Below are 21,237 nucleotides of genomic sequence, written 5' to 3' on the forward strand. Positions count from 1 at the left end.
GGAGCGGGCTTGCTCGCGAAGGCGGTGTGTCAGGCAACATGAATGCCGACTGACACGGCCTCTTCGCGAGCAAGCCCGCTCCCACCGTTGATCTTCGCTGTGTCGAGCAGAAGGTTGGGGCTTGTGGGGAGTGATCAGGCCGCGCTGGCGCGTCTTGCCCGATGCGGAATGTCGTCGTAGGCGATCAGCACCCGTTCCATGCGCCGTGGGTAGTCGCCGTAGTTGTAGACCGGGTAGTGCAGGGTCGAGCGGTTGTCCCAGAACGCCACCGAGTGTTCACGCCATTTGAAGCGCACCTGATGTTCCGGCTTGTTGAACTCCAGCAACAGGCGATCGATCAGTTGTTTGCTCTTCTCCGGTGGCCAGCCGATCACCGAAGGGTTTTGCGAGAAGTTGATGAACAGACCGTCCTCGCCGGTTTCCGGGTGGGTGCGCACCAGCGGGTGGGCGAGAATCGGGTAGTCGTAGCCGACCTTGTCCAGCGACGACTTGAAGTCGTGGACCACGTGCAGGTCATCGATTTCTTCGCGGAGCGCGTCGGGCAGGGCGCGATAGACCGCTGCCGTGTCGGCCCACAGGGTATCGCCACCGACGGGGGGCAGGTCGATTGCGCGCAGCACCGCGCCGAGGGTGGGACGCAGCAGCCAGCTGGTGTCGGTGTGCCAACGGCCGCTGATCCTCGGGCCGTAGAGCTTGCGTTCATCCTGGGCCTGGATCAGGTGCGCCTGGGGTTGCGTCGGGTCGTTTTGCCGGGTGGTCGGGTGCACGTACAGCTCACCGAATTCGCGAGCGAAGGCAATTTGCTGTTCGGTGCTGATGGCCTGGTCGCGGAAGAAAATCACCTTGTGTTCGAGCAGCAGGCGGCGCAGTTCATCGCGCAGCGCCGGGGTCAGCGGCTGACGCAGGTCGATGCCGCTGATTTGCGCACCGATGGTGGGTTCCAGGCGGGTCACGTGCAGGGTTTTGGCAGGTTGCGGATCGGTGGGGTGCAAGACGGCGGACATGATGCAATTCCTCTCGTTTGTGGGTTCAGCCTCCGCCTGGAGAGGGGTCGGATGTGGGGATGGATGTACAGCCTTCTGTAGGAGCGAGCCTGCTCGCGAAAAACCCGAGAACGCCGCTGGGTGTCAGGTTATTCGCGTTATCGTTCACGACCATCGCGAGCAGGCTCGCTCCTACAGGTACAGAGGCCGCTGGTTAAATCACGAAGAAGCCATGGGTGCCGTCACGGGCCAGTTGATCGACCAGTCCGAACTCCCAGTCCAGGTAGGCCTGCATCGCCTCGCGCGGGTTGTCGGTGCCTTCATAAGGACGGCGATAACGATCGATGCGCGGTGAAGCCAGGCGGGTTTCGCCTTCCTCCAACGGCAGCTGTGCGGCGATCCAGCTGGCCGTGCCGCCCTTGAGCAGAAACACCGCCTTGCCGGTCAGCGCCTCGACCTCGGCCACCGCCAGGCGCGCCAACTGACTGCTGCCGCAGGTCAGCACATAACGCTCGGCGACCGGCACCTTGGCCAACGCTTCAGCCAGTTGGCTGCGCAAGGCCCACCAGGCGCCGGGGATGTGGCGCTTGACGTAGTTGGCGCTGCTGGTGAAATCCAGCAACGCCGTGTCGCCATGGGCCAGCCATTGCGCCAGGGTCTCGGGGCTGATTTCCTCGGCCTGTCTTGAGGCAGGGACAGGCGCCTGCCATGCACCCTGTTCGCTGAAGTGCGCCGGTTGCGCGTCATCCAGCACGTGCACCTCCCAACCCAGTTGCGCCAGCCAGGACGCCGACATGTTGGCGCGCACGCCATCGTCGTCGACCAGCACCAGGCGTGCACCGCGCACACTGGCGAAGTGGTCGGTTTCCTGCACCAGTTGCCCGCCGGGTGTCGAGCGGGCGGAAGGCAGGTGCCCGGCTTCGAATTCCTCCGGGGTACGCACGTCGAACAGATAAGTGCTGCGGGCCGGCTCCTGTTGCCAGCGTTGCAGATCGGCCAGGGTGGCGCGGCCTACCAGCGCTTTGTTGGCGACGCGGCGGGCATCGCCGGCGGCAATTTGCCGATGTTCTTCGCGGGTCGGCGCGAACCGGCGCGACTGGCCGTGTTGCAGGGTCTGGCCGGCCAGGGTCCAGCCGATGGTGCCGTTGCGCAGGGCGGAAACCGGGTTGGCGATGCCGGCATTGATCAGCGACTGGGTGCCGATGATACTGCGGGTGCGACCGGCGCAGTTGACGATGATTCGTGTGGCCGGGTCGGGGGCCAGCTCCCGGGCACGCAGCACCAGCTCCGCCCCCGGCACGCTGATGCCGGTAGGAATGCTCATGGTCTGGTATTCATCGAAGCGCCGGGCATCGAGCACCACCACATCGGCATCGCTGTCGAGCAGCGCCTGGACTTCTTCGGCGGCCAGGGACGGTGTGTGGCGCTGGCTTTCCACCAGTTCGCCAAAGGCTTTGCTCGGCACATTGACGTCGATGAACAGTTCGCCACCGGCGCGCCGCCAGCCGTCCAGGCCACCTTCGAGCAGGCGCACATCGAGGTAGCCCAGCGCTTGCAGGCGCTGTGCGGCGAGGCTCGCCAGGCCTTCGCCGTTGTCGTAGACAGTCACCGGGGTATTGCGCCGTGGAATGCGCGAGAACACTTCAAGCTCAAGTTTCGACAGGGGGATGTTGGCGGCGAACAGCGGATGGGATTCGGCGAAGGGCGCTTCTTCGCGCACATCCACCAGCGCCAGTTCTTCACGGTTCAGCAGGGCCTGGCGAATCTCGGCATAGGAGCGGGTCAGGGCGGTGCTCATAGGGCTTGGCTCTCTTTGGACAGGGCATCTTTGGACAGGGCATCTTTGGACAGGGCATCTTTGGACAGGGCATCTTTGGACAGATCCCAGATATTGGGCAGAAGGACATTGGAATAACCGGAGATGAACAGCTTCTCGCTGCCGTCGGGCTGATACACCGCGCGGCGCACGGCACCGATGTTGGCGCCATAGACATGGATGCTGATCGACACCTGGTCGTCAAAGGCGTTGCTGACTTGATGGATGTCGCCGACCTTGGGCGATACGGCCTCGACCTGGCCGGGGCGCAGCTGCACCCGCGCGCCTTCGGCGATCAGCGAGCCGTCGGTGTGGCGCTGGAAGCCCTGCGAGTATTCCGCGCCGCGCAACATGCCGATCAGCCCCCAGACGCGATGGTCATGGATCGGTGTGCGTTGCCCCGGTCCCCAGACAAAACTGACGACACTGAAACGCTGCCGTGAGTCGGCGTGCAACAGGTATTGCTGATAGCGCTCGGGGTCTGGCCGGGCAAAGTCTTCCGGCAGCCAGTCGTCATGGCTGACCAATTGGCTGAGCAGTTTGCCGCCACGGTGCAGCAGGTCACCCTCGCGAGGATGGCTGTCGATCAATTCCGCCAGGGCGCCTATGAATGCTCTGAGTCTCTCCGGGTGTCGGGCCTGGGTCATGGCAATTCCATCGTTCGTTGTGAATGTTGACCCTTTGATTTAAGCATAATGTTTTAGATCAATATGCGATTGTTTAATGATTAGGTTATAGCTGAATGGAATTTATAACGCCATCAACTAGCGCCAGACGCTATTGATCTGTGGGATATCAGGGCGCGGGCTATCCAGAATCCGCCAATAGAACTATGCTTTTCAGACATCTTATTGACTGTTCTCTATGTGCGGGCCAAATGAAAATTGATGATATCGACGCCTTTGTCGAAGTGATTCGTTGCCAGTCCATCAGCCACGCCGCCGAGTCGTTGCAACTGACTCAGCCGGCCATCACGCGGCGCGTGCAGAACTTTGAGCAGGCACTGGGCGTGGAGCTGTTCGACCGCAACACCAAACCCCTCAAGCCCACGCTGATCGGTACGCGGGTGTATGAACAATGCCGGGTGATCCTGCGGGAGATGGATGCACTGCGCGAACTGGTGGCCACCGATGCGCCGCCGACCGGGTTGCTGCGCCTGGGCGTTCCGCAAACCATCGGCGATGTGGTGCTGCTCGACGCCCTCAAGCACCTGCGCGTCGAATACCCCGACCTGCGCGCCCAGGTCGCCACCGGCTGGGGCAGTCAATTGGTCGGCAAGATCGAGCGCGGTGAACTGGATGCGGCGGCGGCGCTGTTCCCAGCCGGGAAAATTTTCCCGGACAACATCATCGGCGAGTCGATCGGCAAGATGGAGCTGGTGGTGGTGTGTGCCAAGGCGCAATTGCCCAAGCGTCCGTGCAAGCTGGCGGACGTTTACCAGAACGGCTGGATTCTCAACCCTGATGGCTGCGGTTTCCGCGCCGGGTTGCAGCGCACCTTGTCGGACCAGGGCCTGGCCTTGCGGGTCAATCTGGAAACCTTCGGTACTGAGTTGCAGCTGGGCCTGGTCGCCGACGGTCTGGGGCTGGGCTTGGTGCCGCGCCCGTTGCTGGAGCGCAGCGCGCATGTCGATCAGTTGGCCGCGATGCCGCTCAAGGATTTCAAACCGGTCATGGACCTGTGGCTGATCTATCCGCACTTCCTCGGCAACCTGCAAGGGCCGGTCGACGCCTTTGGCAAACTGGTGGCCGGATCGCTGCAGAAGATCAAGCACGCGGCGTGATGAACGGGCAGGTAGATAATAAAAAAAAATAATAATTAGCTTAGATTAAAATGTGCTTTTTATTATTTTTTGCCTTCCCATAGGCTTGCTGGAGTCCTTAAGGCCATCCAGGAAGTTTTGCCATGAGCAGCGTCAGTCCGCTATCCAGTGTCTCGAAAAATGTTCGCCAGCGCGTCACGCCCGAAGAATGGGAAGTGCGCGTAAAACTGGCCGCCGCCTACCGGCTGGCGGCCCTGTTCAAGTGGACCGACCACATCTACACGCACTTTTCCGCCCGGGTGCCGGGGCCGGAGGAGCATTTCCTGATCAATGCCTTCGGTCTGTTGTTCGACGAAATCACCGCCTCCAACCTGGTCAAGGTCGACATCGACGGCACGATCGTCGATGACCCTACCGGACTGGGCATCAACTACGCCGGGTATGTGATCCACAGCGCCATTCACGGTGCGCGTCCCGACCTGCAAGCGGTGCTGCACACCCATACCCGCGACGGCATCGCGGTGTCCGCCCAGCGCGACGGGTTGTTGCCGATTTCCCAGCACTCCATCGGTTTTTCCGGGCGCGTGGCCTATCACGGCTACGAAGGCGTGGCGCTGGACCTCGACGAGCGCGAACGGCTGGTGGCGGACCTGGGCGACAAGAGCGTGTTGATCCTGCGCAACCACGGTTTGCTCACGGCCGGCATCAGCGTTGAACATGCCTTCCAGCAACTGCACGGCCTGGAGCGGGCCTGCAACATCCAGATCGCCGCCCAGGCCGCCGGCAACGCCGAGCTGATCTTCCCGCCGGCCGAGGTCGTGGCCAAGGTCGAGAAACAGGCCGAGGTGTTCAAGAGCGGCGACGGACCGGGCGTGGCGCGGCACTGGAATGCGCTGATTCGTCAACTGGAGCGCAGTGATACCGAGTACAAGAACTGAGCACCCTGTGGGAGCGGGCGTGCTCGCGAAAGCGGTCTGTCAGTTACATCAAGGTTGAATGTACTGCCGTCTTCGCGAGCAGGCTCGCTCCCACCCGTATTGCTTTAGAGCACAGCCCTCAAGAACACCCGGACCGAAAATGTGGGAGCGGGCTTGCTCGCGAAAGCGGTCTGTCAGTCACATCAAGGTTGAATGTACTGCCGTCTTCGCGAGCAAGCCCGCTCCCACAGGGGTAGGTGTCGTACACATGATTCAGGAGCGCCGCGAGGCAAAATGTGGGAGCGGGCTTGCTCGCGAAAGCGGTCTGTCAGTCACCATCGTTGGTGAATGTGCTGCCGTCTTCGCGAGCAGGCTCGCTCCTACAGGGGTAGGTGTCGTACACATGATTCAGGAACGCCGCGAGGCAAAATGTGGGAGCGGGCTTGCTCGCGAAGGCGGTCTGTCAGTCACATCAATGTTGAATGTGCTGCCGTCTTCGCGAGCAGGCTCGCTCCTACAGGGGTAGGTGTCGTACACATGATTCAGGAACGCCGCGAGGCAAAATGTGGGAGCGGGCTTGCTCGCGAAAGCGGTCTGTCAGTCACATCAAGGTTGAATGTACTGCCGTCTTCGCGAGCAAGCTCGCTCCTACAGGGGTAGGTGTCGTACACATGATTCAGGAACGCCGCGAGGCAAAATGTGGGAGCGGGCTTGCTCGCGAAAGCGGTCTGTCAGTCACATCAATGTTGAATGTGCTGCCGTCTTCGCGAGCAGGCTCGCTCCTACAGGGGTAGGTGTCGTACACATGATTCAGGAACGCCGCGAGGCAAAATGTGGGAGCGAGCCTGCTCGCGAAAGCGGTCTGTCAGTCACATCAAGGTTGAATGTGCTGCCGTCTTCGCGAGCAGGCTCGCTCCTCCAGGGGTAGGTGTCGTACACATGATTCAGGAACGCCGCGAGGCAAAATGTGGGAGCGGGCTTGCTCGCGAAAGCGGTCTGTCAGTCACCATCGTTGGTGAATGTACTGCCGTCTTCGCGAGCAAGCCCGCTCCCACCCGTATTGCTTTAGAGCACAGCCCTCAAGAACACCCGGACCAAAAATGTGGGAGCGAGCCTGCTCGCGAAAGCGGTCTGTCAGTCACATTAAGGTTGAATGTACTGCCGTCTTCGCGAGCAAGCCCGCTCCCACCCGTATTGCTTTAGAGCACAGACCTCAAGAACACCCGGACCAAAAATGTGGGAGCGAGCCTGCTCGCGAAAGCGGTCTGTCAGTCACATCAAGGTTGAATGTACTGCCGTCTTCGCGAGCAAGCCCGCTCCCACCCGTATTGCTTTAGAGCACAGCCCTCAAGAACACCCGGACCAAAAATGTGGGAGCGGGCTTGCTCGCGAAAGCGGTCTGTCAGTCACCATCGTTGGTGAATGTGCTGCCGTCTTCGCGAGCAAGCCCGCTCCCACATTTGTTCAAGGGAGTGTTTTCAGGCGACTTTTTCCGCTGCCTGGCGCTCACGCTCTGCCACCAGTTTGCGGGTCAGCGGGATCAGCCGTTTGCCGTAGTCGATGGCGTCGTTGAGCGGATCGAAGCCTCGGATCAGGAAGGTGGTGATGCCCAGGTCGTAGTAATCGAGCAGCGCCTCGGCCACTTGTTCCGGCGTGCCCACCAGCGAGGTCGAGTTGCCTTGTGCGCCCAGCAGGCCGGCGATGCCAGTCCACAGGCGTTTGTCCAGGCGCGAACCCTGGGCGGCCGCGGCAAGCAGGCGACGCGAGCCTTCGTTCGGCGGTTCGCGGCGTACGAAACCGTTCTGTTCGGCCAGTGCGGTGGCCTGTTCCAGGATGCGCTCGGCGCGTTCCCAGGCCTGGGCTTCGGTGTCCGCCAGAATCGGCCGCAACGACAGGCTGAAGCGAATGCTGCGACCATGTCTGGCCGCTTCGGCGCGCACCTGTTTCACCACTTCGCGGACCTGTTCATAGGTTTCGCCCCACAAGGCATACACGTCCGCATGCTTGCCGGCCACTTCGATGGCTGCGGTCGACGAACCGCCGAAATACAGCGGGATGTGCGGCTGCTGCGGTGACTTCACCGCCGAGTGTGCGCCCTCGAACTGGTAGTACTGGCCTTCATAGTCGAAGGGTTTTTCGCTGGTCCATTCCTGGCGCAGCACGTCGAGGTATTCATCGGTGCGGGCATAACGCTCGTCTTTGCCGATGTAGCTGCCGTCGGCGCGCAATTCGCGATCATCGCCACCGGTGATGATGTGCACGGCGGTGCGTCCGCCATTGAATACGTCGAGGGTGGTGAACTGTCGCGCGGCCAGGGTCGGCGCGGCAAAGCCCGGTCGGTGGGCAATCAGGAACTTGAGATGCTTGGTCACGCTGGCCGCGTGCGAGGCAATCAGGGTGCTGTCCGGGCTGTTGGAGTGGAAGGCCACCAGGGCCCGGTCAAACCCGGCTTCGTCATGGGCGCGAGCGACTTTTTCCACATAGTCGGGCTGCAGCACGGGACCGCTGCGAGGGTGGATTTCCGAAGCATGGTGGCCGCCGATGTAGCCGATGAATTCAATACTCATGGGGAGTTCCTTGTCGTTGAATAGGCGCGATTCAAGCCTCCACCTGGCATTGGGGTCGGTCTGTGGCATCAAAAATAGGCGCAGCGGGGGCGGGCTGTGAAATGCCGTTTGGTTCTAAGTTAATTATAAAAAAACAGAATGATGTGTGCTTATTGATATCAAGTAACTGCATTTTCATCCGCCTCATCCCAATGGGCTGCGGCATGACCGGCATCACGCTTGTATTATGCAAATAATTTATCAGGATGATCTGATATCTAATCTTCTAATCATATTAGGTTATTCCTAAAAAGAATTTCACGGAGGTTTTTTATGCGAATAGCATGAAAACCGAAGCTGACCCCATGGCCCCTCTCGCCATGTTCTTTATAGGAAGGACGCCTGATGACTGAAAAGACCCTGGATGCACAGAGCCCCGGCAGCTCGTTTTCCGTCAATAAGGCTGCCCGTCACCCGGGCGAGTTGCAGGGTGCGTCGCGGCTCATCCCGCAGTGGCTGCGCAACTGGCGCACACCCGAGGTGTTGCTGCGGTTGCTCAGCCCGATCGCGTTGTTGCTGCTGTGGGAGCTGGCGTCTCAAGCGGGCCTGATTCCGCAACGGGTGATCGCGGCGCCTTCGCAGATCGGCGGCACCCTCTGGGCCATGATCGTTTCCGGTGAACTGGGCAAGCACTTGCTGGTGTCGTTGCAGCGGGCGCTGGTGGGCTTGAGCATCGGTGTCAGTATCGGAGTGATCGCGGCGCTGATCAGTGGGCTGTCGAAGCGCGGCGAGGTAATCCTCGATTCGCCGCTGCAAATGCTGCGCACCATTCCTTCGCTGGCGCTGGTGCCCCTGTTCATCCTCTGGTTCGGCATTGGCGAATTCACCAAAATTGCGCTGATCGTCACCGGCACGACCTTCCCGGTGTACCTGAACCTGTTCGCCGGGATCCGCAACATCGACCCCAAGTTGATCGAGGCCGCCAACACCCTGGGCCTGAGTCGTCGCGAGCTGATCTGGCACGTGATCCTGCCGGGCTCCTTGCCCTCCTTCTTTGTCGGCTTGCGCTACTCCCTGGGGATTTCCTGGCTGGCACTGGTGTTCGTCGAGCAGATCAACACCACCGCCGGCATCGGCTTCCTGGCCAGTGATGCGCGGGACTTCATGCGCACCGACGTGATTGTGATCTGCCTGCTGATCTACAGCGTCCTCGGCCTGCTGATCGATGGACTGATCCGCACGCTGGAGCGTTTCGCCCTGGCCTGGCGCCCAACTTTCGTGAGGAACTGATATGTCGAGCATCGATCTTTTGGACGCATCGGTGGCGCCGGTGCAACTGCGCAATGTGGTGCGCCAGTTCGGCCAGCAGCGGGTCATCGATGGCCTGGACCTGGACATCGCGCCGGGTGAGTTTGTCGCCTTGCTGGGGGCCAGCGGTTCGGGCAAGACCACCTTGCTGCGCAGCCTGGCCGGCCTGGACAGCATCGACAGCGGCCAGTTGCGGGTGCCGAAGGCGCGGGCGGCGGTGTTCCAGGAGCCTCGCCTGATGCCCTGGAAGCGAGCCTGGAAAAACGTGATCCTCGGCCTGCGCATTCCGCACGCCAAGGCGCGCGCGGTGCAGGCCCTCACCGAAGTGGGGCTGGCCCATCGGCTCGACGCCTACCCGGCCACGCTCTCCGGCGGCGAAGCGCAACGCGTGGCACTGGCCCGTGGCCTGGTGCGCGAACCCAAGCTGTTATTGCTGGACGAACCCTTCGCCGCACTGGATGCCCTGACCCGGATTCGCATGCATCGGCTGATCATCGAGTTGTGGCGCAAGCACACGCCCGCCGTGCTGCTGGTCACCCATGACGTGGACGAAGCGATCCTGTTGGCCGATCGGGTCATCGTGCTGGAAAACGGCAAGATTGCCGAACAAGTCATCATTGATCTGCCGCGGGCCCGGGACACCGGGCAGGCAGGTTTTCAGGCCATTCGTGCGCGCCTGTTGAATTTGCTGGGGGTTGAAGTGGAACCCGCGGCGGTCGCCGAACGCCTCGCAGCCAACGGTACGGTCCGGCGTTTCGCCCATGGCTGATGCTGTTGCCAATCCTTGGGCGCGGTGTTCTATCTGAAGATGTACAGGAGTCTATCAATGGGCAATGTCCAGAGCGCCACCCATGCCTTGGAGGTGTTTCGACACCCGGGCGGCGAGTTGCTCGATCTTGGCCGGGTCTTCCGCGAACCCCTGGCGCTGTCGCGATTGCACAGCACGCCCAAGCGTGTGCTGAGTCGACGCGAAGTGGTATTGCTGGGGGTGTTTGCACTGGTGCTGCATGGCGCGGTGATTGTCTGGGTCAACCAGGCACCGCCGCCGCAACTGCCGGTGGTGCCGCCGGAGATTCCGCCGATGACCATCGAGTTTTCACAGCCGGCACCCCCGGTGGTGCAGCCGCCACCGCCCGAGCCGATACCGCAGCCGGTGGTCGAACCGCCACCCCCGGTGGAGGACGAGTTGGCCGTGAAGCCACCGCCGCCCAAACCGATTCCAAAACCCAAGCCCGTGGTCAAGCCGGTGCCCAAGCCCGTGGCCAAACCGGTGGAGCAACCACCGGCCCCGCCCGCGCCGCCACAACCGGTCGCGGCCCCGGCGCCACCCGCACCGCCGGCGCCGAAACCGGTGACACCGGCCTCCGCCAGCGCCGGTTACCTGAAGAACCCGGCGCCGGAATACCCGTCGCTGGCAATGCGTCGCGGCTGGGAAGGCACGGTGTTGTTGCGGGTGCATGTGTTGGCCAGCGGCAAGCCCGGTGAAATCCAGATCCAGAAAAGCAGCGGTCGCGATCAACTCGACGACGCGGCGCTGGCGGCGGTCAAGCGCTGGAGTTTTGTCCCGGCCAAGCAGGGCGATGTCGCCCAGGACGGCTGGGTCAGCGTGCCGATCGACTTCAAGATCAAGTAGTTCTCAAACCTATCGAAACACGACGCGGGCTACCTGACACAAGGCGCATCGCTACAACCGATCCAATGCCTTGCTGGAGAGCCTGACCATGAACCTGATTGCATCCCCCTTCGAATCCATCGAACACGCCGTCATCTGGCTGTTGATCCTTTTTTCCGTCGCGACCTGGGGCCTGGCGTTGCTCAAGGGCGTGCAGTTCACCCGGCTGAAGAACCAGGACCGCAAATTCCACAAGCAATTCTGGGCCGCTTCCAGTCTCGATTCGGCCGCCGAACTTGCCCACAACCAGCCTGGCGCGGCAGCCCGCGTGGCATTGGCCGGATACGCGGCAATCCAGGTCCTGGAGGGTGCGCAAGCCACGGACCTGAGCCAGTCGATCAACCACCAGGATCGCCTCGAACGCGCCCTGCGCCAGCAGATCGTGCGTGAGCGTCGTTCACTGGAAACCGGCCTGGCGATCCTCGCCAGTATCGGCAGCACCTCGCCCTTTATCGGGCTGTTCGGCACCGTCTGGGGCATCATGTCGGCGTTGAAAGGCATCAGCGCGGCGGGCTCGGCGAGCCTGGAAACCGTGGCCGGGCCGATCGGCGCGGCACTGGTTGCGACAGGTGTCGGGATCGCCGTCGCCGTGCCGGCGGTGCTGGTCTACAACTACTTCCTGCGTCGTCTGAAACTGACCGCCGCCGACCTCGACGACTTCGCTCACGACTTCTACAGCCTGGCGCAGAAACATTCGTTCCGCGTGCTGCTGCATCCGGTGCTGAGCAAGTCCGGCGCCAGCGTCGCCGGGCAGAAAGTCAAGGAGGCGTCCTGATATGGCCTTCTCCACACAAGACAGCGATGAAGTGCTGAGCGAAATCAACGTCACGCCGCTGGTGGACGTGATGCTGGTGCTGCTGGTGGTGTTCATCGTCACCGCGCCGCTGCTGACCAACGCCATCCCGATCAACCTGCCCAAGACCGAATCGGTCGCGCCGGTGGAACAGAAGGATCCGCTGGTGGTGAGCATCGACGACAAGGGCAAGGTGTTCATCAACAAGGATGAAATCCAGGCCGATTTGCTGGAGTTCAACCTGCAGGCGGCCAAGGCGAAAAACCCGGATGTGCGGGTACAGTTGCAGGCTGACAACGGGGTGAATTATGGCGAGGTGGCGCGGGCGATGGCGTCTATCGAGCGGGCGGGGATTACCAAGTTGTCGGTGATTACGGCGAAGTAGGGGGGATCTGAGGGGGAGTACCCCGCGAAAAGCCAAAGCGAGGCAGCCTGATAGCCGACCTGCTTTCCCGGATGTACGCGATCCCCCTGTAGGAGCGAGCCCTGCTCGCGAAAAACGCCCAGACACCGCGTTCATTCAGACAGCCAGCGTTATCGTTGATCTCCATCGCGAGCAGGGCTCGCTCCTACAGGGGATCGGGGCACCAGCCAAAATCAGGTCGGCTTGAACGCCGCCTCGCTTCGGCTTTTGATTTTGATCTGGGTGCCCCGTTAAACCACGCTGGCCGAACGCAGGCATTGCGCAGTGGGGAAACCGGCAGGACGCCGGTTTAGCCGCGCTGGGCCAGGGATGGCCCATCGCGGCGACCCACGGAGCAATGCCTTCGTTCGGGCATGCCGAGCCTAAGCGAGGCACCGAGTGGTGGGGCAAGAGCGCTTGGTTACTTGGCGCTCTTCCAAGTAACCCGCTGTAAAAGCGGAACCATTAGAGGCCGTTACCGCAGAAATGGATATGTACACCCAATCCAAATCCAGACATCGCCCGCTACGACCGATACTTGATCACAATCCCCTTGAGCTTGCGACCCTCAATGGCTCTCGCGTCACGCGCCCAAAGCGGCCCGTTGACGTAGGTGCCCACTCTGCCGATATGGTCAAAGACCACCACCACGGCATCGCCACCCAGCTTGGCGGATTCCTCGCGCAATTTTTGTTCGACCTCGGCAATCGGAGGCGCGGGGTCGACGCTGGCGTCGATCAGCACTTCACCCAGGCGAATGTGCGGGCGCAGGGGTTCGGAACGCAGCACCACGACTTCGCTGGGCAGTGTCGGCGCGGGATGCTCGACGCCGACGTAGGCGGTGGTCTGGGCATCGACGGTGGCGCAGCCGCTCAGCGCGAGGAGGGTGGCGGTGAGCCCGCCCGCCAGTAGCGACAGTTTGAAACGGGTAGACCAGGACGCAGGCATGGCGGGTTTCCTCCGGACAGTCCGCTGCGACGGGGAGATGGCATATTGACGGTAGCAGACGGCCGGGGAGTTGCCATGCAGGAGCGAACTCGCTCGCGATGACTCTGGGCGCGACACGGGCATTCAGAATGCCCGCGTCATCGTTAACGTCCATCGCGAGCAGGCTCGCTCCTGCCGCTTTTGTGTCATTGATCCTTTTCGCAGTTGACCATCCACGACACGCCAAAGCGATCGACCAGCATGCCGAAGCGGGCGGCCCAGAAGGTGGTCTCCAGCGGCATCTGCACATTGCCGCCGGCGGACAGTGCGGTGAACACCCGCTGCGCTTGGGCAATGCTGTCGACATTCAGCGAAATCGAGCAGCCGTTCATTTCTTCGGTGGGGCGATCGGGTGTGGTGTCCGAGCCCATGATCGCCTGGTCGCCTACCACCAGGCGCGTGTGGATGATCAGGTTGTGCAGGTCTTTGGGGACGTGATCGCCCGCGGGTGTTTCGCCGTAGGTCATCATCGCCTCGATCTGGCCATCGAGGCTGTCGGCATAGAAGGTGAACGCGGCTTTGCAGTCGCCGTTGAAGATAAGGTAGGGGTTGATTTTCATGGTCCGGCTCCCGGTCATTGAAGGGATACATCGGATTGGACGCCGGGTTGTGGGGCGAATTCCGATGACATCGACTGGGCAAGCAAAGCGTCAGATCGGCGGGGCCGCCTGGGTTTTTTTAGACGTTTTCTCGATAGGCCGGGCCAGGCTTATGGCCTCGACCACGCGGCGTGGCGCGAGGACGCGTTCGATGGCGCCGCTGAGCATGTTTTCCAGCAGTTCGTCTTGCTCGCGCTCGTCCAGCGAATGGGACGCCAGCCAGCTGGGTGCATTATTGAGCAGTGCGGCAATGGCATGACCGGCGGCCAGCAGGCCCGGCTCGGTGAGGCGCGAACGGGCGACAAGCATGACCAGCAAGCGACGTTCGTACTGCTCGCGCCAGTGTTGGACCCGAACCTGCTGCTCTTCATTCAGGCAACCGCTGTCGCGCTCCACCAGCCGAAAATGCCACGGCATGTCACGGTGCAGGTTCAGGTGCGCGCGGATCAGGTGGTTGAGCCGTTCGCGTTTGGCCGGGGCCTTTTGTTCGATACGACCCAGGGTGGCCAACAGCTCTTCGTAGAACTCCTCGATCAGGTCGAGCAGCAAGTGCTGTTTGCTCGGGTAATGGTGATACAGCGAGCCTGGGGATAGCCCCAGGCACGTGGCGAGCTCACGCATGCCGACCTGACCGAAACCCTTGCTGGCGAACAACTCCAGCACCTTGTCCCGGTACTCGGCGAAACGTGAGCAACGCTCAGGCATAGGCATGGAAGCCGCGCCCCGATTTGCGTCCCAGGTAGCCGGCGGCGACCATCTCCTTGAGCAGCGGCGCCGGGCGGTATTTGCTGTCGTTGAAACCTTCGTAGAAGGCTTCAATGATGGCCAGCAAGGTGTCCAGGCCGATCAGGTCCGCCAGGGCCAGCGGCCCGATCGGCTGGTTGCAGCCCAGGCGCATGCCGGCGTCGATGTCTTCGGCGCTGGCCAGGCCCTCCTGAAACACCAGGATCGCTTCGTTGATCATCGGCACCAGGATCCGGTTGACCACAAACCCCGGACGGTTGCCGGCGGTGATCGCGGTCTTGCCCAGCGCGGTCGCCATGTCCAGCGCCAGGGCGTGGGTGGCGTCGCTGGTTTGCAGGCCGCGGATGACTTCGATCAGGCCCATCATCGGCACCGGGTTGAAGAAGTGCAGGCCGATGAAACGTTCAGGCTGGCTGACGCTGGCGGCGAGCTGGGTGATCGACAGCGACGAGGTGTTGGAGGCGATCACGCAGTCGGTGCCGACCTGGGCCGCGATCTGCTGCAATACCCGCAGTTTCAGTTCGAGGTTTTCGGTGGCGGCTTCGATCACCAGTTGCGCGTCGTGCAGGCTGCTGTAGTCGGTGCTGGTGCGGATTTTGTCGAGGGCGGCGAGTTTTTGTTCCTGGGTCAGAGTGTCCTTGGCGATCTGCCGGTCGAGGTTCTTGCCGACCGTCGCGAGCGCTTTTTGCAATGCGCTCTCGCTGATGTCGAGCAAGGTCACGTTGAAACCGGCCAGGGCGCAGACTTGCGCAATACCGTTGCCCATGGTGCCGGCGCCGATCACGCCAATGTTTTGCAGATTCATCTTGCCGTCCTTCGTTCAAACCCCTGCGATACCTTGGCCGCGATGACGGCCGAAGGCGTACTATTGCCGCGAGTCTAGAGTCGGCAGGGCGGTTGTCCTATGCCGAAACTGTTCAACGGCACTGATGTTTTTTGCCATCTCAACTGTGGGGAGCGTTACGTTCAGATGCGGGAAAAGGACTCGGTGGCCGCCTACTTCGTGCAGGCAATGATCCACGGGCTGGGGGACGACCCGCAGCGGGTGCAGGCAGTACTGGAACAGGCCGGTATCGACCCGGCGCTGGTGCGGCAGCCCACCGCGAGGGTGCCGGCCAATGCTTTTGCGGCCCTGTGGCTGATTCAGATTCGTGAGCTGAATGACGAGTTCTTCGGGCTCGATTCCCATGGCATGCCCCCGGGCGCTTTCGCGCTGATTTGCCGTGCCTTGATCCAGGAGCCTGACCTGCACAAAGCCATGCGTCAGTGCCTGGCCAATTTCGCCCTGTTCCTGCGCGACTTTCGCGGCACGCTCACCGTGCGCGGCAAACGGGCGGTCATCAGCCTGGACAACCATTGCACGCACGATGACGTCAGCCGTTTCGGCGAAGAGACCTTTCTGGTGCTGATGATCAGCCTGTTGTGCTGGCTGGGCGGGCGGCGCATTCCCATCGACCGCGCGGACTTTCGCCACAAGCGGGTGTCCCTCAGTGACGACCCCTTGCTGTGGGGGCCGAACCTGACCTTCGGCTCCGAACGCACCGAGATCGAGTTCGCCAGTCACTACCTGCGCCTGCCGGTGGTTCAGGACCTGGCGTCGCTGAAAGTGTTTTTGCGCACGGCGCCGCAATGGCTGGTGATCCGCTTCCGCAACCAGCACGGCCTGGCGTCGCAAGTGCATCAACGCCTGCGCAACAGCCACTACAGCGACTGGCCAACCCTGCAGGCCTTCGCCCTCGAACAGCACCTGAGCCCCAGCACCTTCCGCCGCAAGCTGGAGCGCGAAGGCTGTTCCTATCAGGAGATCAAGGACGAAGTCCGCCGCGCCGTGGCCTTCGAGCAATTACGCCAGAGCCGGGCCAGCATCAGCGACATCGCCGAACACCTGGGCTTTCAGGAACCGAGTGCGTTTCATCGGGCCTTCAAGAAGTGGACGGGGGAGAGTCCGGGGCGGTATCGGGCGCGGTTTCAGGGCTAGCCGTTGAAAGGTCTGTCAGATCTGACTGATTTTTTCCCGGTTTGATGTTCCGCGCAGTGGCAGGTTGTAAAGTCGCAACGCCATTTAACGGAAGAACTGGAGCTCGCTGACGTGACCGAGTTTGAAAGCATCGAAACCGCATCCACACGCTCCTCACCCAACCGATATGCCCAACTGAGCAACAGTCTGTTGTGGCTTAACGAGCGTGCCTGGCCATTGACCGTTGGCATTCTGGTCACTGCGGGTTTGTATTTGTACCAGTACATCCTTGAGGAAAAGATACCGCTGAGTATTACGTCCTCGGCGTTCCTGACTGCGCTGCCGGCGATGTCGGCAATCCTCGTGATCATCATTTCGGTGTTGGTGGCGTTTATTCTCCTGCCGATCTTCGTGCTGTTTCATCGACTGAATGCTTCCGATAAACGTCTCAGTGATGACTTCAGTTTCGAGCAGCGCAGCCCGGAACAGAATGCACGCCATCGCCGGCTTTTGGGGCGCTGGGTTGGCGGCTTGTTGATTCTCGGGATTTTTTGCACGGTATTCAGCGTTGTTGGCTCACAAGTCACCAGTAACCTGTGGTGGACGGCGGCCGCAGTATTAGGTGCCGGGCTGACGTTTTTCGCCTATGACCGACTCATGACGCTCCGCGTCGAAGGACCGGTATCTACCGAGTTTCGTATGGTCTGTCTGATGTCTGCGTTTGTGCAGATAGTCGTGATTCTGAACGTCACGATTGTGGCAATAGACATTGCTGGACGTTACGTCAGCAGTCTCTGGTGGCTATTGCTTTTAGTGCCGGCCGAATTGTTTTTTTTGGGAATGATCCAGCTGCTTGGTGCGTTGTTCGTGGTGAAAATGCAAGGACACGATCATCCGGCCGCATTCCTGGCAATCGCCGTGATGGCTGTGGTCGTTGCATTGGGCCTGCATCCCGCGTCGGGCGCCAAACTGGGCGGATTCGCGTTGCAGTTATCGTCCTCCGGTGCACGCAATTGCACGATCATGAGTGTTGACCAGCAGAGCGTAGGACTCGAAGCGATCCTCGACCCTGACAGGCCTGGATTCAGTCGCCCGCTGAGGGTCCTGGCCGAGGCAGACGGAACCTACTTAGTACGTCCCTGGAAAACAGATGCCAAAGGGGTTCGATTTGTACCGCGCGCCAGCGTGAACGGGGTTGACGCATGCCCGATCGACAGCAAAACAGCCAGGCAAGCTGCTGCGCAAAACCTGTCTGGCTAAAACCAAAATAGAGGCGGCTTGACGGCTGACCTGACTTTGGCCGATGCCACCAATCCCCTGTATCAGCAAGCTTGTTCGCGATGGACTTCAACGATAGTGCATGCTGTCTGAATGACCGCGTTGTCTGGACTTTATTCGCGAGCAGGCTCGCTCCTACAGGTGACTCGCCGTAAGGGCGAAACCTTAAGCGGCCGTCACCGCAGAAACGGCTATGCACCTGATCCAATTCAAGTATGCGCCTGCAGCCCTCAACAGCATGGGCGTTAAAGAAGGCGAAGCTTGCAAACACGGCCGAAGCCCGGCTGAAGTACCATGGCTCATCATCGTCCATTCTTCGCCGAGCCCATCACTCTATGCCTGCGGCAATTAACCGCTTCTCCTCCCTACTCGACCAATCCCGCCGCGCCTTGCTGCTGGTCTGGGGCACGTCGCGCGGGTTGTTCCTCGGCCTGGTACTGGCCACTCTGGTCGCCGGGATGCTGCCGGCGCTGGCGGCGTGGCTGGGGCAGCGGATTGTCGATGCCGTGGTGTTCGCCATGCAGTTGCATGCGCAGCAGGGCAGTGCGCCGTTGTGGCCGGTGGTGCGTTATGTGTTGCTGGAGGCGGGGGTGCTGGCGTTGCTGTCCGCCAGCCAGCGTGCGCTGTCGGTCCAGCAGTCGCTGTTGCGCGTGCAGCTGGGGCAGAAGGTCAACACGATGATTCTGGAGAAGGCCCAGACGCTGTCGCTGGTGCAGTTCGAGAATTCCGAGTTCTACGACAAGCTGGTGCGGGTACGGCGCGAGGCCTCAACCCGGCCGCTGGCGTTGGTGATGAAGTCGCTGGGGCTGATCCAGAACCTGATCGTGCTGATCAGTTTTGCGGTGCTGCTGGTGCATTTTTCGCCGTGGGCGCTGGTGCTGCTGGTGGTCGGCGCGCTGCCGGTATTTTTTGCCGAGGCGCATTTTTCCGGCGATGCCTTTCGCTTGTTCACCCGCCGCGCACCGGAGACCCGGCAGCAAACCTACGTCGAGACGCTGCTGTCCCACGAGGCCTATATCAAGGAGGTCAAGCTGTTCGGCTTTGCGCCTTTGTTGTTGCAGCGCTATCGCGAGACGTTCGCTCGCCTGTATGCCGAGGACCGACGGCTGACCCTGCGCCGCGATGGCTGGGGATTCGTCCTCGGGCTGCTGGGCACCGCGGCCTTTTACCTGGCCTATGCCTGGGTGGTGGTCGATGCGGTCCACGGCCACATCAGCCTCGGCCAGATGACCATGTACCTGGTGCTGTTCAAGCAGGGGCAGACGGCCGTGAGCAGCAGCCTCAGCGCCATCAGTGGCCTGTACGAAGATGGTCTCTACCTGTCCGCCCTCTATGAGTACCTGGCCGAGCCCGTGGTGGTCGATACCGGGCATCTCATCGAGGGCGCGGTGCCGGGCGACGGTTTGCGATTCGAGAACGTCGGCTTCCGTTATCCGGGCGCCAGTCGTGCTGCACTGCACGGCATCGATCTGCACCTGGTGCCGGGGCATAGCGTGGCGCTGGTGGGGGAGAATGGTTCGGGCAAGACCACCCTGATCAAGTTGCTGACCCGCCTGTACCGTCCCGACCAGGGACGCATCCTGCTGGACGGCAGCGACTTGCAGGCCTGGGAAGAGAACGCGTTGCGTCGACGCATCGGGGTGATTTTCCAGGATTACATCCGCTACCAGTTCTCCGTCGGCGAGAACATCGGCGTGGGCGACACCCTGGCGTTCAGCGACGAACAGCGCTGGCACGAGGCGGCCGCCGAAGGCATGGCGGCGCCTTTCATCGAACGCCTGGATCGCGGGTATGCGACGCAACTGGGACGCTGGTTTGCCGGTGGGCAGGAACTGTCCGGCGGGCAGTGGCAGAAGATCGCGTTGTCCCGTGCCTACATGCGTCGCGACGCCGACATCCTGATCCTGGACGAGCCGACTTCAGCACTCGACCCGGCGGCGGAAGCGGCGGTGTTCGAGCATTTCAGCCAGCACACCCGGGACCGCATGACCCTGCTGATTTCCCACCGCTTTTCCAGTGTGCGCAACGCCGATCACATCATCGTGCTCGATCAGGGCGCGATCCTTGAACGCGGCGATCACGACAGCCTGGTGGCGGCGGGCGGGCGTTATGCGCAACTGTTCGACTTGCAGGCCCGGGGTTATCGATAACCCTCAGGAATCCTGCGCGCTCCGTGAGCCCGTCGGGCCGGCGATCTGCGGCTTGGCCTTCATCAGATTGTCGATGGCCTGACGGTACTGGCTGCCCCCCAGGCTCATCGAATTGTTATGGGTGCCACCGGGCACCAGCAACAGGCGCTTGGGCTCATTGGCGGCATTGAACAATTGCTGGCTGAAGCGCGGGGGCATGAAGGCGTCGGCCTGGCCATGGACCACCAGCAGGGGCATGTCGATGTCGACGATCTTGTCGATGGAATCGAACTTCTGCGACAGCAGCCAACGCACCGGCAGCCAGTTGACGGGCAGGTTGTTGCCGGCCACTTCCGCCACCGCATCGCCCAGCGAAGTGAAGGTGGACTCGATCACCAGCCCGCGCACGGGCACGGCGACCTGCGCCTTTTTCGCCTGCGCGGCCAGGTCGGCCGCAAGGTCGATCGCCACCGCACCACCGAGGGAATGGCCGTAGATCAAGCGTTTGCCGGGGTCCGGTTGCATCGTCGTGAAGCGCTCCCAGGCGACCCGGGCGTCTTCGTAAACGCTGGCTTCCGACGGCAGATCGCCTTTGCTCTGGCCAAACCCGCGGTAGTCGATGGCCAGCACCGAATAGCCCATGGCGCGCAATTGCTCGATGCGGAACGCCTGGCCGGTGAGGTTCCAGCGCACACCGTGCAGGTAGAGGATCGACGGCGCATCGCGCCGCGCGGCCGGCCACCACCAGGCATGCAGGTTTTGCCCGGCCTTGAAGCCGGCCGGCCGGATGTCGAATTCCTGGACGTCCTGCGGCAAGCCGCGATACCAGCCCGCGGTGCCCGGCTCGATACGGAACAGCAGCTCGCGCTCCTTGTACTTGAGCGCGCCGCAACCTGCCGGCAGGCCGACGACCAGCGCGGCCATGCACAACAGCGGCAGCCAGCGTCGGCGCAGACGGGTGAAAAGGGGAGCGGGCATCGGGTGGTCCATGGGCACGGGCATGAAGTTCGCGTTTTAACAGATGCGTGGCGGGGGCGGGAATAATTTCGACAGTCGTTCTTGCGTACTCCTGTGGGAGCGGGCTTGCTCGCGAAGGCTTACTGTCAGGTGGATTATGTTTTGAGGGTGTACATATCCATTGCTGCGGTAACGGCCACTTATGGTTTCGCCCTTACGGCGACTCACTTTTTTTACAAGCCGGTGCGTGTCAACGTACCTGTCGCCTTGCTCCAACCGCTGTTAGCCAGTTGAGCCCTTAACATCAGGGCGCTCTGGGTTTAAATACACCGCATCAGCCAGTTTCTAGTTGCGTGTCCGGGTGCTCCAGCGGCTCGGATTAGCTT

At 61.8% G+C, this 21,237-nt stretch carries 19 protein-coding genes; 10 read left to right on the forward strand and 9 right to left on the reverse strand.

Features of this window, described 5'->3' with window-relative positions:
- Positions 1-134: 134 nt before the first annotated feature.
- The 3 genes from F8N66_RS16700 to F8N66_RS16710 all read right to left on the reverse strand — a co-directional run bounded on the left by F8N66_RS16700 (position 135) and on the right by F8N66_RS16710 (position 3,446).
- On the reverse strand, positions 135-1,004 hold the full coding sequence (locus F8N66_RS16700; protein ID WP_150771226.1) for a TauD/TfdA dioxygenase family protein: 870 nt from the start codon (positions 1,002-1,004) through the stop codon (positions 135-137).
- Positions 1,005-1,197: 193 nt separating this feature from the next.
- Positions 1,198-2,781, reverse strand: coding sequence for a rhodanese homology domain-containing protein (locus F8N66_RS16705; RefSeq protein WP_150771227.1), 1,584 nt, complete (start codon positions 2,779-2,781; stop codon positions 1,198-1,200).
- Positions 2,778-3,446: a cysteine dioxygenase gene (locus F8N66_RS16710; RefSeq protein WP_150771228.1), complete on the reverse strand. Its 669-nt coding sequence runs from the start codon at positions 3,444-3,446 to the stop codon at positions 2,778-2,780. The genes F8N66_RS16705 and F8N66_RS16710 overlap by 4 nt, the downstream gene beginning before the upstream one ends.
- A gap of 230 nt (positions 3,447-3,676) precedes the next feature.
- Here F8N66_RS16710 and F8N66_RS16715 point away from each other — a divergent pair, with 230 nt between their 5' ends.
- On the forward strand, positions 3,677-4,582 hold the full coding sequence (locus tag F8N66_RS16715; protein WP_150771229.1) for a LysR family transcriptional regulator: 906 nt from the start codon (positions 3,677-3,679) through the stop codon (positions 4,580-4,582).
- 122 nt (positions 4,583-4,704) lie between these two features.
- Positions 4,705-5,499, forward strand: coding sequence for a class II aldolase/adducin family protein (locus F8N66_RS16720; RefSeq protein WP_150771230.1), 795 nt, complete (start codon positions 4,705-4,707; stop codon positions 5,497-5,499).
- Between the two features lie 1,457 nt (positions 5,500-6,956).
- Here F8N66_RS16720 and F8N66_RS16735 read toward each other — a convergent pair.
- Positions 6,957-8,045, reverse strand: a complete 1,089-nt coding sequence (locus F8N66_RS16735; protein WP_150771231.1) for an LLM class flavin-dependent oxidoreductase — start codon at positions 8,043-8,045, stop codon at positions 6,957-6,959.
- 384 nt (positions 8,046-8,429) lie between these two features.
- Between F8N66_RS16735 and F8N66_RS16740 the strand changes: the two genes are divergently transcribed.
- The 5 genes from F8N66_RS16740 (at position 8,430) to F8N66_RS16760 (ending at position 12,182) form a co-directional block, all read left to right on the forward strand.
- Positions 8,430-9,314 (forward strand): ABC transporter permease, encoded by an 885-nt coding sequence (locus F8N66_RS16740; RefSeq protein ID WP_150771232.1) that lies wholly within the window; start codon positions 8,430-8,432, stop codon positions 9,312-9,314.
- 1 nt (position 9,315) lies between these two features.
- Complete coding sequence (locus tag F8N66_RS16745) at positions 9,316-10,101, forward strand: ABC transporter ATP-binding protein (RefSeq protein ID WP_150771233.1); 786 nt, start codon at positions 9,316-9,318, stop codon at positions 10,099-10,101.
- 57 nt (positions 10,102-10,158) lie between these two features.
- Positions 10,159-10,965, forward strand: a complete 807-nt coding sequence (locus F8N66_RS16750; protein WP_150771234.1) for an energy transducer TonB — start codon at positions 10,159-10,161, stop codon at positions 10,963-10,965.
- A gap of 88 nt (positions 10,966-11,053) precedes the next feature.
- Entirely contained in the window at positions 11,054-11,779 is a 726-nt protein-coding gene (locus F8N66_RS16755; RefSeq protein ID WP_150771235.1) for a MotA/TolQ/ExbB proton channel family protein, read from the forward strand.
- Position 11,780: 1 nt separating this feature from the next.
- On the forward strand, positions 11,781-12,182 hold the full coding sequence (locus F8N66_RS16760) for an ExbD/TolR family protein (protein WP_019578566.1): 402 nt from the start codon (positions 11,781-11,783) through the stop codon (positions 12,180-12,182).
- Between the two features lie 543 nt (positions 12,183-12,725).
- On the opposite strand, the gene F8N66_RS16775 is transcribed toward F8N66_RS16760, so the two are convergent.
- The 4 genes from F8N66_RS16775 to F8N66_RS16790 form a co-directional block, all read right to left on the reverse strand.
- Positions 12,726-13,148 carry a hypothetical protein gene (locus F8N66_RS16775; protein WP_150771237.1) on the reverse strand — a complete coding sequence of 141 codons (423 nt, stop codon included), beginning with the start codon at positions 13,146-13,148 and terminating at the stop codon, positions 12,726-12,728.
- A gap of 185 nt (positions 13,149-13,333) precedes the next feature.
- On the reverse strand, positions 13,334-13,747 hold the full coding sequence (locus F8N66_RS16780) for a VOC family protein (protein ID WP_150771238.1): 414 nt from the start codon (positions 13,745-13,747) through the stop codon (positions 13,334-13,336).
- 90 nt (positions 13,748-13,837) lie between these two features.
- On the reverse strand, positions 13,838-14,497 hold the full coding sequence (locus F8N66_RS16785) for a TetR/AcrR family transcriptional regulator (RefSeq protein ID WP_150771239.1): 660 nt from the start codon (positions 14,495-14,497) through the stop codon (positions 13,838-13,840).
- Positions 14,484-15,335: a 3-hydroxybutyryl-CoA dehydrogenase gene (locus F8N66_RS16790; RefSeq protein ID WP_150771240.1), complete on the reverse strand. Its 852-nt coding sequence runs from the start codon at positions 15,333-15,335 to the stop codon at positions 14,484-14,486. Before F8N66_RS16790 ends, F8N66_RS16785 begins: the two co-directional genes overlap by 14 nt.
- Before the next feature lie 165 nt (positions 15,336-15,500).
- On the opposite strand from F8N66_RS16790, the gene F8N66_RS16795 reads away from it, so the two are divergent.
- From F8N66_RS16795 to F8N66_RS16805, 3 genes are all read left to right on the forward strand, one after another.
- Positions 15,501-16,508: an AraC family transcriptional regulator gene (locus tag F8N66_RS16795; RefSeq protein WP_150771241.1), complete on the forward strand. Its 1,008-nt coding sequence runs from the start codon at positions 15,501-15,503 to the stop codon at positions 16,506-16,508.
- 111 nt (positions 16,509-16,619) lie between these two features.
- The gene (locus F8N66_RS16800; protein WP_150771242.1) at positions 16,620-17,747 is read left to right on the forward strand and encodes a hypothetical protein; all 1,128 of its coding nucleotides are present in this window, start codon (positions 16,620-16,622) and stop codon (positions 17,745-17,747) included.
- Positions 17,748-18,100: 353 nt separating this feature from the next.
- The gene (locus tag F8N66_RS16805) at positions 18,101-19,915 is read left to right on the forward strand and encodes an ABC transporter ATP-binding protein (RefSeq protein ID WP_150771243.1); all 1,815 of its coding nucleotides are present in this window, start codon (positions 18,101-18,103) and stop codon (positions 19,913-19,915) included.
- Positions 19,916-19,918: 3 nt separating this feature from the next.
- On the opposite strand, the gene F8N66_RS16810 is transcribed toward F8N66_RS16805, so the two are convergent.
- Positions 19,919-20,872, reverse strand: a complete 954-nt coding sequence (locus tag F8N66_RS16810; RefSeq protein WP_150771244.1) for an alpha/beta hydrolase — start codon at positions 20,870-20,872, stop codon at positions 19,919-19,921.
- Between the last annotated feature and the right edge of the window lie 365 nt (positions 20,873-21,237).

It is taken from the genome of Pseudomonas fluorescens, assembly GCF_902498195.1.
GTDB classification, from domain to species: Bacteria; Pseudomonadota; Gammaproteobacteria; order Pseudomonadales; family Pseudomonadaceae; genus Aquipseudomonas; species Aquipseudomonas fluorescens_BU.

Excerpts from the sequence above, each read along its gene's own strand:
- F8N66_RS16805 (WP_150771243.1), top strand. The coding sequence starts at position 18,101 with ATGCCTGCGGCAATTAACCGCTTCTCCTCCCTACTCGACCAATCCCGC.
- F8N66_RS16795 (WP_150771241.1), top strand. The coding sequence starts at position 15,501 with ATGCGGGAAAAGGACTCGGTGGCCGCCTACTTCGTGCAGGCAATGATC.
- F8N66_RS16710 (WP_150771228.1), bottom strand. The coding sequence starts at position 3,446 with ATGACCCAGGCCCGACACCCGGAGAGACTCAGAGCATTCATAGGCGCC.
- F8N66_RS16700 (WP_150771226.1), bottom strand. The coding sequence starts at position 1,004 with ATGTCCGCCGTCTTGCACCCCACCGATCCGCAACCTGCCAAAACCCTG.
- F8N66_RS16735 (WP_150771231.1), bottom strand. The coding sequence starts at position 8,045 with ATGAGTATTGAATTCATCGGCTACATCGGCGGCCACCATGCTTCGGAA.
- F8N66_RS16740 (WP_150771232.1), top strand. The coding sequence starts at position 8,430 with ATGACTGAAAAGACCCTGGATGCACAGAGCCCCGGCAGCTCGTTTTCC.
- F8N66_RS16790 (WP_150771240.1), bottom strand. The coding sequence starts at position 15,335 with ATGAATCTGCAAAACATTGGCGTGATCGGCGCCGGCACCATGGGCAAC.
- F8N66_RS16785 (WP_150771239.1), bottom strand. The coding sequence starts at position 14,497 with ATGCCTATGCCTGAGCGTTGCTCACGTTTCGCCGAGTACCGGGACAAG.
- F8N66_RS16705 (WP_150771227.1), bottom strand. The coding sequence starts at position 2,781 with ATGAGCACCGCCCTGACCCGCTCCTATGCCGAGATTCGCCAGGCCCTG.
- F8N66_RS16780 (WP_150771238.1), bottom strand. The coding sequence starts at position 13,747 with ATGAAAATCAACCCCTACCTTATCTTCAACGGCGACTGCAAAGCCGCG.
- F8N66_RS16760 (WP_019578566.1), top strand. The coding sequence starts at position 11,781 with ATGGCCTTCTCCACACAAGACAGCGATGAAGTGCTGAGCGAAATCAAC.
- F8N66_RS16755 (WP_150771235.1), top strand. The coding sequence starts at position 11,054 with ATGAACCTGATTGCATCCCCCTTCGAATCCATCGAACACGCCGTCATC.
- F8N66_RS16750 (WP_150771234.1), top strand. The coding sequence starts at position 10,159 with ATGGGCAATGTCCAGAGCGCCACCCATGCCTTGGAGGTGTTTCGACAC.
- F8N66_RS16715 (WP_150771229.1), top strand. The coding sequence starts at position 3,677 with ATGAAAATTGATGATATCGACGCCTTTGTCGAAGTGATTCGTTGCCAG.
- F8N66_RS16810 (WP_150771244.1), bottom strand. The coding sequence starts at position 20,872 with ATGCCCGCTCCCCTTTTCACCCGTCTGCGCCGACGCTGGCTGCCGCTG.
- F8N66_RS16720 (WP_150771230.1), top strand. The coding sequence starts at position 4,705 with ATGAGCAGCGTCAGTCCGCTATCCAGTGTCTCGAAAAATGTTCGCCAG.
- F8N66_RS16745 (WP_150771233.1), top strand. The coding sequence starts at position 9,316 with ATGTCGAGCATCGATCTTTTGGACGCATCGGTGGCGCCGGTGCAACTG.
- F8N66_RS16775 (WP_150771237.1), bottom strand. The coding sequence starts at position 13,148 with ATGCCTGCGTCCTGGTCTACCCGTTTCAAACTGTCGCTACTGGCGGGC.